Origin of the sequence: uncultured Campylobacter sp. (genome assembly GCF_937997595.1) — a bacterium.
Taxonomy (GTDB): domain Bacteria; phylum Campylobacterota; class Campylobacteria; order Campylobacterales; family Campylobacteraceae; genus Campylobacter_B.
In genome coordinates this window covers 1-10,639 of record NZ_CALKTS010000082.1, presented here as the reverse complement: position 1 = coordinate 10,639, position 10,639 = coordinate 1, and the positions used below count along the sequence as shown (strand labels likewise).

The following is a 10,639-nucleotide window of genomic DNA, read 5'->3' as shown; positions in this document are numbered from 1 at the left end:
ATTATCTCGTGCGGGAGAAAAACGTGCCGTTTCGCCGGGCGCACTTCATCACGGGTAAGGCGGTGGCGTATGCGGAAAATTTAGGCCTAGATTTGAGCGAGCTAAATGCGCAGCAGCTTGCTAGCGTAGATGAAAGCTTGGACGCGGGTGCGGTTAAATTTCTTGATCTAAACGCTTCTAAGGAGGCACGCAAGTCGCAAGGAGGTACGGCAAATGAGAGCATTGCGGCGCAGATTGAAATTTTAAACGGATGGCTGAAAGGCTAAATTTAAGAGCCTAAGAGCGGCGAAATTTTAAAATTTAGCGCTCGTAGCTTTGAAATTTCGTAGCCGCAGCTTTAAATTTTAAAATTCGGCGAGCTTGGCGATCTGTGTGGGCACATACACGGGCTGCGCGGGGCTGGCGAGCTATGTAATATGTCTGTCGCGCGCAGATCGAGCTTTGCGGCGGCGTTTTTAGGTGCCCGCCGCAGACTCTGCAAAGTAAAATTTAAAGAACAAGGCTCGAACAAAGCGATGAATTTAAATTTGACGCTTTGCCTGCGAGATAAAATTTTAAAAAGCGTGCCGCCGCTAGGTTGTTTAAGTGCGACTGAAAAACGCGCGTAGGTCTCGCGGCAGGTTTTTATCGGCGCCGAAGGCGGCGCGGAGCGGAATTGAATTTGAGCTCAAAGATTAATGACGGCGGATCGGATTTTTCGAGAGTGGAATTTAATCGAAGCAAATTTAAACATGGAGGGCGTTTTGATATATCTGGTGTCTAATACGAGATTTGAGCATCCACAGGTGAGGCAGCTTGCGGTTTGCGAGATAAAATTTCTCAAATTTAGCCTGCCTGCGCAGATCGGCGCGCTAATTTTTACCTCCAAAAATGCGGTAGCGGCGATAAAATTTAATGAAATTTCGCCTGATTTAGATACCCCCGTTTACGCTATCGGCGAGCCGTGCGCTGCGGCTGCGCGCGAGTTTGGATTTCGCGGCATTTATACGGCGCGGCACGGGCACGGAAACGAGTTTGCCGCGGAGATCGCGCCGCTTCTAAGGGGCAGAGACGCACTGTATCTGCGCGCGAGGCAGACGGTATCAAAGCTGGAGCAAATTCTATCTAACGCCGGCGTGCGGCTGCAAAGCGTGATCGCCTATGAAAATTGCGTCCTTAGTCTGCCTGCCGCCGCAAAGCCGCCGCGGGGCAGCACGCTGATTTTTACCTCGCCTAAAAACGTCCGCGGTTTTACCGCAAATTTCGACTGGGACGGGAGCTATAAAGCGATCTGTATCGGTAGGACGACGGCGAGCGTTTTGAGCGAGTTTTGCGAGCCGATAATCTGCGAAAGAATGTCGATAAAATCCTGCGTCGATCTGGCGCTTTTGCCATAGTTTAAGCAAATTTAGACTATAATTTTGCCCAAGCCTGGGTGAAGCGAGAGCGTTTTATATGAGGGTTCAACATATTTGTATAAGCGACGACGTGAGAGGTCCGTGTGACGCGGCTCGGCTCGAGCTTTTTTAAAGTTACGGGTTGCGACCTAGAGATTTTTCCTAGTTGCAAGATTGGCTTTGTTTGAGCCGATTCTTTTTACGCAACGCTCACTTGGGTTTTTTACGTTACGGAGGCTTCATTGAATATCCTAATAATCGGCGGCGGCGGTAGAGAATACGCGATCGGGCTAAGACTTCGCGAGGATAAAAACGTTTTAAATCTGTATTTTGCTCCGGGAAACGGCGCGACTAAGGCGCTCGGTAAAAATTTAGATTTAAAAGATTTTGATGAACTTGCGCTCTTTGCGAAAAACAACGACGTAGCTCTTACTATCGTGGGTGCCGAAGAGCCGCTTACAAAAGGCATCGTGGATATTTTCAAAGCGCAAGGTCTTGCCATATTCGGTCCTAGTGCTGCCGCAGCGAAGCTTGAGGGCTCTAAAGCCTATATGAAGGACTTTCTGGCGCGAAATCATATCAAAACCGCAAAATTTCTAAGCAGCGACGATCTATCCGAAATTTCAAAATTTATCGATACCCTAGACGGTCGCGTCGTGGTCAAAGCGGACGGCCTGTGCGCGGGCAAAGGCGTCATCATCGCAAATTCCAAAGATGAAGCTAAAAAAGCCGCTGCGGATATGCTAAGCGGCGAAAGCTTCGGCGAAGCGGGCAAGCGCGTCGTCGTGGAGGAGTTTTTAGAGGGCTTTGAGCTGAGCTTTTTTGCGATCTGCGACGGGGAGAATTTCGTAAGCTTGCCCGTAGCGCAGGATCACAAAAAGCTGCTTGACGGCGATATGGGTCCGAACACCGGCGGCATGGGGGCTTACGCGCCCAGCCCGCTAGCGGATGCCGCGCTGATAAAAAGAGTGCAGGGCGAGATCGTCTCACCCACGCTAAAAGGGATGCGGCAGCAGGGCGCGCCCTTTTGCGGCGTGCTATTCGTGGGGCTTATGATCGTGGGCGGCGAGCCTTACGTGCTGGAGTACAACGTTCGCTTCGGCGATCCCGAGTGCGAGGTTTTGATGCCGCTAATTGACGGCAATTTGAGCGAAATTTTATACAACGCCGCCGTAGGCAAGCTAAGCAGCATAAGCTTAAAAGAGCGATTTGCGGTGGGCGTCGTGATGGCTAGCGAGCGCTACCCTTACGGCTCTTCGCAGCCTGCTTTGATCGAGGTCGGCGAAATTCCCACGGATGCGCATATCTGCTACGCGGGCGTGAGCGAGCGGGAGGGGCAAATTTACGCTAGCGGCGGGCGCGTTTTGGTAAGCGTGGGCGTCGCACAGAGCTTAAAGCTGGCGCGGGACGCGGCTTACGCGCTGTGCGAAAATATAAAATTTAGCGGCGCGCAGTATAGGCGTGATATCGCGCACCAAGCCTTAAGAGATAAAATTTGATCGTCGCTCCGCTTAGCAAGCGCGTAATCGCGTTTAGTATCGACGAAGCGGTGAGCGTAACGCTTTTTGTGGTCGTGCTATTTGCTATCGACGAGCCAGAGCTTGTCGCAGCAGCGCAAAGCGGAAGCAATCTTGAGGTACAAAAGATCGCGTCGAAATTCATTTTGCATTACGCGATAATAAAATTTTTATATCAGGCGATTTTTGTCTATCTATACGGCGCGACGCTAGGCAAGCTTGCGGTTAAAATTTATTGCGTCCGCGCTGACGGCAGCTCTATGGATATCGCTACTGCAGCGATCCGCGCGGCGGTTAGGTTGATAAGCGAGATGATCTTTTATATGGGATTTTTGGTGGCGCTTTTTACGAACTCGCGTCAGAGCCTGCACGATATGGCGGCGAAAACATTGGTGGTAGAGATTGAAAAAGAGTAAGAAATTTAAAATTCTAGCGCTTAGTTTTAGCGCTCTTTTAGCAAGTAGTGCGAGCGCAAAGGTCCAAGACGTCGAGCTTATAGCAGATAATGTCGAGAAAAACGGCTTTTTGACGGAGGCTAGTGGCAACGTAACGGTGTATTCGCAGGACTACTTTATCACCGCCGATCGCGCTACATACGACGAGCAAAACGGCATCATTGAGCTTTTTGGTAACGTCAATGCGATGCGCGGTAGCAGCGAAACTACGCGTGCGCAGCATGTCAAAATCGATCTGAAAAACGATAAGCAGGAAGCCGACGTAAATTTTATGATGGACAAGGACTCCGAGCTTTGGATGCAAAACGACGCTAGCTGCAGCGACAGCGAATATTACCGCGTGGAGGGCTCCAGCGTATCTAGCTGCAACGTTACCGATCCCGATTGGCGCATCAAATTTAGTAGCGGCATGCTCAATAAAGAGAGTAAATTTCTCCATCTTTTCAATCCGAGATTTTACGTGGGCGACGTGCCGGTGCTCTATCTGCCGTATTTCGGCTTCCCGACTGATCGCACGCGCCGCACGGGCTTGCTGCCTCCCGAGGCGGGCTATATTAGCAAGGAAGGGATTTATTATAAGCAACCGATCTATTTTGCGCCTTACGATAGCTGGGATTTTCAGCTCGATCCGCAGGTGCGCACGCGCAGGGGCTTTGGCGTATACGGGACATTTCGATTTACGGAGTCGCCGTATTCTTACGGCGAGATTAGAGGCGGAGTTTTCGATAACTTCTCGAGAGCGCAAAAGCGCCTCGAATACAAAAACGAGCGCCATCACGGCTTTGAAGTGCAATACGATCGCAGCAAGCTTGCGACCTATCTGCTAGACGGCGATCTGCGCGAAAATTTATGGATCGATTTTACTCAGCTAAACGACCTTGAATACTACGATCTGAAGGAAAAGGGAGGTCTTGGCAACAATGCGGATAATTCGCTCGTAACTTCACGGCTGAATTATTATTTGACCTCAGACGAGCACTATTTTGGCGCTTACGGACGATACTACATCGATACAAGCAAGCTAAACGCCGATAATACTTTCCGCAATGAAGATACCGTTCAAGAGCTTCCGACGCTGCAATATCATAAATTTAGCAATGATTTGGGACTACCAAATTTGATCTATTCGCTTGATGCAAAAGCGCGTAATTACACTAGATGGGAGGGCGCGACTGCTCGCCAATACGAGTTTGATGTACCGATTAGTATAAGCACGCCGCTACTGGCGGATTATTTAAATTTCGCCTTTACCGAGCGAGTGTATATGACTAATATCGATTGGCACGATAAATTCTACTACGCAAACGGCGATCTTGGCGAGGATAAAAGCACTTTCTACGCTAATCAATACACCGAGCTTTCGCTCTACACCGATGTAGCCAGGGCTTATGATAGCTTATATCATACGATGAGCTGGAGGGCGGATTTTAGAATTCCCGGATGGCAGCAAGGCGATATAGAGGATAGAATTTTAAAGTATCATCAGTATAAATACGACCTTGCTCGCGGCGCAGTAGATCGCTCGCGGCTGGGTAACTTGCAAGACTCGCTTTATTGGGAGGATAACTTCTTAAGCGAGCTTAGCGACGAATACACTCACGAAAATGCAGCTTTAAGTATGACGCAGTTTTTTTATAATGAAGACGGACGTAAATTTTTACGCCATAGCGTCAAGCAGCGATATGACTTCGACGATCATGAGTTCGACGATTTAGAACACCGCATCGATGCGTATTTTGCAAATGGGCTAAATATCGGAAACCGCTTTACCTACTCACATAAATATAAAAGCTTTGATAAGGTCTATACCTACGCCAACTACTCCAACGACGACTTTAGCTTTGGACTTAGTCACGCTTACGAATATGAAAAACTTAGCATGGAGCCTAAACGCTATACGAAAGATAACTATGGCATCGTAAACGCTTCGGTAAATTTGCCTAGGAATAATAAAATTTTTGGGCGTTGGGATTACGACTTAGAGCGATCTTATTCTAAAATGTGGCGCGTGGGGCTTTCTCATACGCGCAAGTGTTGGAATTACTCTTTTGTGTATCAAGAGGATATTGAGCCTAAAAATACCAGTACGACTGGCTATAGCAAAGCAAGCAAGGAGCGCGGAATTTACTTTCTCGTAAATTTCTATCCGTTCGGCGGAGTAGGGTATGATTTTTCAGTAGATAGCGAATACGGAAGCGAAAAATAATGACGCCTAGAGCCGAGCTGATGTTTGAAAACCAAATCGACGCCGCGATGAAACTCGCAGAAATTTTACCCGCTACCGTGATCAAAAACGAAAATTTTCTAATAATCGCCCAGTCCCTGGAGTCGCTTCCTATCGCAAACCATCTTGCTCTAAAATTAGGGCTTGCTTATGAGTTTTTATTCACAGAACCCGTTTTAGCGCCAAATAATCCTGAATGCGCGATTGCATGCGTAAGCGAAACCCAAGAGATCGTGATGGTGGATGAGCTCGTGCGAAGCTTCGGCATCAGCCTGGATTATGTTTACGGACAGGCAAACAGACTTTATGAGGAGAAAATTTTAAAAAACATGTATAAATTTCGCAAGGGCGAGCTTTTGGGAAATTTGGAGAAAAAAAACGTCATCTTGGTAGATGAAGGGTGTGAGAGCGGGCTGACTGCACTTACTTGCATAAAGACGCTCGTAAGCTTAAACGCCAAAGCGATCTTTTACGCCACGCCCGTTATCGGCAGCGATAATGCAGACGAGATCGCCATGCTAGTAGATGGAATTTATGCTGTTCATAAGATCAGAGATTTTGTGAACGTGGATTTTTATTACAAAGAAAAAACGCTCTCAAGCGCGGAGGAGATAATGCAAATTTTAAATAAATGCCCGCTTTATCTGCCGTTTCACGAGACCAACAAAAATAAGGAGAAAATTAATGCAGTGCAAAATTGAAGTAAATGGCAATACCGAAATTTTCGATATCAATAAGGTCGCAAAGCAAGCCGCGGGCGCGGCGCTTTTGCGCGTAAAAAATACCGTCGTGCTGGCTACCGTAGCGCGCGAAGAGACGCAGGTGCAGGAGGATTTTTTACCCCTTACCGTTCAATATATCGAAAAGATGTACGCAGCAGGTAGAATCCCCGGAGGCTACATCAAGCGCGAGACCAAGCCGGGCGATTTTGAGACACTTACCAGCCGCATCATAGACCGCTCGCTGCGTCCGCTCTTTCCAAAGGGTTATGCGTATCCGACGCAGATCGTAGTTTACGTGCTATCGGCAGATCCCGAGGTCGATCTGCAAGTCATCGCTCTTAATGCGGCATCTGCGGCGCTGTATCTTAGCGACATCCCGATTAAAGCGCCCGTTTGCGGCGTCCGCATAGGCTATCAAAATGGAAGCTTCATCCTAAATCCGAGCAACTCCGCGCTTAAAAATAGCGCACTTGATCTTTACGTAGCCGGCGTCGGCGATGAGCTTTTGATGATCGAGATGCGCTCCTTGCCGCAGATTAATGGCGGCACGCAGCAGATGAATGAATTTGGCGAAGATCTGATGGTAGATGCGATTGATTTTGCCGCAAAGGCGATAAGCGCGGGTTCAAACGCCTACGAAGAGGCTTTTTTGCCGATTAAAAAGCCCGATGCGAGCCTAGAGTATAAGCCCGAGATAGAGGATGAGGATATCGCGGATTTTATCGATGCAAACTACAAAGACGCCGTCAAAGCGGCGATCAATCAGATGGCAAAGAGCGAGCGCGCTACCGAGCTAAACAAAATCGTGGATCAAATTTTAGCGACCGAGGCCGCGACGCAAAACGAATGGAGCAAAGAAGTAATCTCCAGCGTCATCGGCAAGTATAAGCGCGGCATCATCCGCACGCAGATCATCGAAGATCGCCGCAGAGCCGACGGACGCGCGCTTGATGAGGTGCGCCCGATCAGTATCGAGACAAATATCCTACCGTGCGCGCACGGAAGCTGCCTATTTACGCGCGGGCAGACGCAAGCTTTAGTTGTCACCACGCTGGGCGGCGATAGTGACGCGCAGCTAAGCGACAGCCTAACGCAGCTTGAGCCGATCAGCGATAGATTTATGTTTAATTACAACTTCCCGGGCTTTTGCGTCGGCGAAGCAAGCCCGCTCAAAAGCCCCGGCAGACGCGAGCTAGGGCATGGGAATTTAGCCAAAAGAGCGCTATATCCGAGCATCGATCTAAACTCGCCGCAGTCTATCCGCGTGGTGAGCGAAATTTTAGAGAGCAACGGCTCAAGCTCGATGGCTTCGGTCTGCGGTGGCGCGCTATCGCTTCGGGCGGCGGGTGTGCCTACGCTAAAGCTCGTTGCGGGCGTCGCGATGGGCTTGATTTTTGAGGGCGAAAAACACGCCGTGCTAACCGACATAATGGGGCTTGAGGATCACGACGGCGATATGGATTTTAAAGTCGCGGGCACCTACGAGGGCATCACTGCGCTTCAGATGGATATCAAGCTCGGCGGTATCAGCCTGGAGGTTTTAAAAGAGGCTCTAGCGCAGGCAAAGCAGGCTCGCGCGCATATTTTGGGCCTTATGGAGCAGGCGGATGCGGCGATCGTTATAAACGAGGGCGTGCTTCCGAAGCTTGAAATTTTTAGCGTCGAGGCGAGCAAAATCCCCGACATCATCGGCCAGGGCGGCAAGGTTATCAAAGAGATCACCGAAAGCTTCGGCGTAAATATCGATCTAGATCGCGAAAAGGGTGAGGTCAAGATCCAAGGCGCCAAAGCTAGCGGCGTATCGGGCGCAAAAGAGAAAATTTTATCGATAGTTTCAAATTCTCGCGATTTTCGCAAGCCGCGCGGTGAACGCAAAGAGGTAAAATTTCAGATCGGCGAGGAGTTTGACGGCGTGGTGCAAAGCGTACTGGATTTCGGCACCTTCATCTCGCTACGAGACGGCGTGGACGGATTGCTGCGCGCTAAATTTATCACGACGCCTTACAAGGCGGGCGACGTGGTGCGAGTGCGCGTGACCGATCAGAAAGGCACTAAAATTTCATTGGAATTAGCTTAAAATTTTAATAGGAGCGTAAAGATGCAGCTTAAAAAGATATTTTTCCCTATCGGCGGCGGCGAGGAGCTGGCAGAGCGCATACACGGAGCGCTGCTAGTGAATAAATTTTTCGGTACGCACATTAATATAATGGCGTGCCAGCTTGATCCTAAAATGATCTACAATGTCCGTATGACGCTAAAAGGCGGCGTTTTGATGGAGGAGTTTTTAAAATCCGCGGGCGATGAGATGCAGGCCGAGCGCGAGGTGATTAAAGCTATCTTCGACGCCGAATGCGCCAAGCTGGGCCTAGATCAAAGCGACGACGATCACGTCCCAAATAGCGCCGCTTTGAGGCATATGGTGGGCATCCGCTCCGAGCTGGTCGAGAAATACTCCAAATATTGCGATTTGGTGCTGGTTTCGGTGCCGCCTACCGGCTCTATCACCGGCACGTTCGAGGCGGCGGTCACCAAAAGCGGCAAGCCTTGCATCGTCATACCGCGCAAGCTGCAGGAGTTCAAGGCGGATAAAATTTTAGTTTCGCTTACCGGCACTGCGGCGTCTGCAAGGGCACTTGATAATTGGCTGGAGCTTTTACAGCGTGCCAAATCCGTCACCGTCATTACCGCAAACCACTACCTTCAGGATGATCTTGCCGAAACTAAGCGCCGCATAAGCGACTATCTAGCCTTGCATGACGTTAAAATCGATGTTTTTGAGGCGTTAAATGCCGAGGGCAAGATCCCGGGACAGGTGCTACTAGAGTATGCCGACGCGGGCGATTTCGACCTTATCGTAGCGGGCTTGCACTCAGACAGCGGCATAAAGGAGATATTCCTAGGCGGCGCGTCGAAATACTTCCTGCAAAAGACCAAAATTCCGGTCTTAATGTAGCTTGAGGCTTAGACGCCGTGTCGCGGCATATTGCCCGCATAGCGTCTAGGCTTAAGTCGGCTTTTAAGCGCCGCAAGCTAAAGCTTAAATTTTAATCGGCTCACTTTGGTTTTGCTAACCCGCCCGCAGATCGTGCAGTTATGCTATCTTGCATATGGGTTGCGATTAATTTTTATCGCTAGCTTTGCTAAAGAGTCGCTTTTGCTTTGCTACGGCTAGCGGAAGCAAATATATCCGCGGCGAGCAGAGTTAGCGGTCGCAGCAATCTCGCCGGTCTATCTTTAAGCGCGGCGAGTTTGAAATTTCCATGCTTGTCGTTTCAGCTGCGTCGTGGATTTCGCCTAAATTTGCACTTGAAATTTCTGTTTGCACGCTAAATTTTAAATTCCAAGGAGCGTAGATGGCATTTGAAAATGTAATCATCACTAAAGAGGATGATAAAAAGTATGGATTGAGTGAAATATTTTATAAATATAATCCGCCGTATAAAGAATTTATTAACAAACGAAAATGGACTATTGACAAAAGTAGAAATTGTTGGATGTGGTGTCTTTATAACTTTCCTAGTAATGAGTTTGATCATGCTCTTAGTACAGAGACTATTTGGATTCTATATTATAATAATGAATTACTAGAGGTAATTATGGATTATGAAATTATTATAAACAGAACTTCAAAACCAGAAAAATTTCATAGAATCTGGAAACTCCTAGATTTAAAACCAAATCATACGCAAAGTCTTAATAAGCAAGATATTTTGCATTTACTAAAAGAAATTTTAGAGGTATATAGAGATCGTGATTTGTTCGGAGAGGAGCCGAACTACACTATGGAACTCCAAGACCTAACCGATTGCGGCGCAAAATAGAGCTTTAAATTTAACTTCATTTTAGTCCCGCATAAAATCAAATTTCATAGAATTCTAGAATTTCATAGGATTTTGAAATTCTAAAATTCCAAAATTTTAAATTCCCGCCCTAAAATTTCTTGTAAATAAAATTTATCAAAATCATCGACGCTAGCGCCTCTATGAGCGAGGCAATGATCATCGCGAAGTATATCTCTTGCGAGATCGCGGCGGTGGAGTAAAAAAGTGTCGCCGTGGCGATGACGAGGGTTAGCGGCATAGATAACGATAGCGCGAAAAGCACCGCGCCTTTGCGGCCCAAGGTGCTTAAAAACGTAGTGCTTGCAAGCAGCCTGATGCCAAACATCAGCGCCGCTAGGCTTACGGCAAAGCTCATCACTCCGGGCATAAGGAGCGCTTCTAGCTTGATCACGGCTCCGGTGTGTATGAAAAATATCGGCACCAAAAAGCCGAAGCCGAACGACGATAACTTCTCGATGAGGTCGTCCTTGTGCGAGAAAAAGGTCGGCAGGAAGGTGCCTGCG

At 48.4% G+C, this 10,639-nt stretch carries 10 protein-coding genes and 1 pseudogene; 10 read left to right on the top strand and 1 reads right to left on the bottom strand.

Annotation, left to right across the window (positions count from 1 at the left end):
* From Q0614_RS03070 to Q0614_RS03025, 10 genes and pseudogenes are all read left to right on the top strand, one after another.
* A pseudogene (locus Q0614_RS03070) lies at positions 1–266 on the top strand (argininosuccinate lyase); the annotation flags it as partial.
* A gap of 150 nt (positions 267–416) precedes the next feature.
* Positions 417–608, top strand: a complete 192-nt coding sequence (locus Q0614_RS03065) for a hypothetical protein (RefSeq protein WP_298786447.1) — start codon at positions 417–419, stop codon at positions 606–608.
* Positions 609–677: 69 nt separating this feature from the next.
* Complete coding sequence (locus Q0614_RS03060; protein ID WP_298786445.1) at positions 678–1,376, top strand: uroporphyrinogen-III synthase; 699 nt, start codon at positions 678–680, stop codon at positions 1,374–1,376.
* 242 nt (positions 1,377–1,618) lie between these two features.
* Complete coding sequence (gene purD, locus Q0614_RS03055) at positions 1,619–2,875, top strand: phosphoribosylamine--glycine ligase (RefSeq protein ID WP_298786444.1); 1,257 nt, start codon at positions 1,619–1,621, stop codon at positions 2,873–2,875.
* The gene (locus Q0614_RS03050) at positions 2,872–3,309 is read left to right on the top strand and encodes an RDD family protein (protein WP_297882073.1); all 438 of its coding nucleotides are present in this window, start codon (positions 2,872–2,874) and stop codon (positions 3,307–3,309) included. The genes purD and Q0614_RS03050 overlap by 4 nt, the downstream gene beginning before the upstream one ends.
* Complete coding sequence (locus Q0614_RS03045; RefSeq protein ID WP_298786442.1) at positions 3,296–5,554, top strand: LPS-assembly protein LptD; 2,259 nt, start codon at positions 3,296–3,298, stop codon at positions 5,552–5,554. Before Q0614_RS03050 ends, Q0614_RS03045 begins: the two co-directional genes overlap by 14 nt.
* A 20-nt stretch (positions 5,555–5,574) precedes the next feature.
* On the top strand, positions 5,575–6,273 hold the full coding sequence (locus tag Q0614_RS03040) for a phosphoribosyltransferase family protein (protein ID WP_100067322.1): 699 nt from the start codon (positions 5,575–5,577) through the stop codon (positions 6,271–6,273).
* Positions 6,257–8,371 carry a polyribonucleotide nucleotidyltransferase gene (locus tag Q0614_RS03035; RefSeq protein WP_298786439.1) on the top strand — a complete coding sequence of 705 codons (2,115 nt, stop codon included), beginning with the start codon at positions 6,257–6,259 and terminating at the stop codon, positions 8,369–8,371. Before Q0614_RS03040 ends, Q0614_RS03035 begins: the two co-directional genes overlap by 17 nt.
* A gap of 21 nt (positions 8,372–8,392) precedes the next feature.
* Positions 8,393–9,247, top strand: coding sequence for a universal stress protein (locus Q0614_RS03030; protein WP_298786438.1), 855 nt, complete (start codon positions 8,393–8,395; stop codon positions 9,245–9,247).
* A gap of 400 nt (positions 9,248–9,647) precedes the next feature.
* Positions 9,648–10,115 (top strand): hypothetical protein, encoded by a 468-nt coding sequence (locus Q0614_RS03025; RefSeq protein ID WP_298786437.1) that lies wholly within the window; start codon positions 9,648–9,650, stop codon positions 10,113–10,115.
* 109 nt (positions 10,116–10,224) lie between these two features.
* Here Q0614_RS03025 and Q0614_RS03020 read toward each other — a convergent pair.
* Positions 10,225–10,639 (bottom strand): cation:proton antiporter (locus Q0614_RS03020; RefSeq protein ID WP_298786435.1); only part of this gene is annotated, 415 nt, incomplete at its 5' end.

Coding starts and splice junctions, on each gene's coding strand:
- Q0614_RS03065 (WP_298786447.1), top strand. CDS start 417: ATGTCTGTCGCGCGCAGATCGAGCTTTGCGGCGGCGTTTTTAGGTGCC.
- Q0614_RS03060 (WP_298786445.1), top strand. CDS start 678: ATGACGGCGGATCGGATTTTTCGAGAGTGGAATTTAATCGAAGCAAAT.
- Q0614_RS03040 (WP_100067322.1), top strand. CDS start 5,575: ATGTTTGAAAACCAAATCGACGCCGCGATGAAACTCGCAGAAATTTTA.
- Q0614_RS03035 (WP_298786439.1), top strand. CDS start 6,257: ATGCAGTGCAAAATTGAAGTAAATGGCAATACCGAAATTTTCGATATC.
- Q0614_RS03030 (WP_298786438.1), top strand. CDS start 8,393: ATGCAGCTTAAAAAGATATTTTTCCCTATCGGCGGCGGCGAGGAGCTG.
- Q0614_RS03025 (WP_298786437.1), top strand. CDS start 9,648: ATGGCATTTGAAAATGTAATCATCACTAAAGAGGATGATAAAAAGTAT.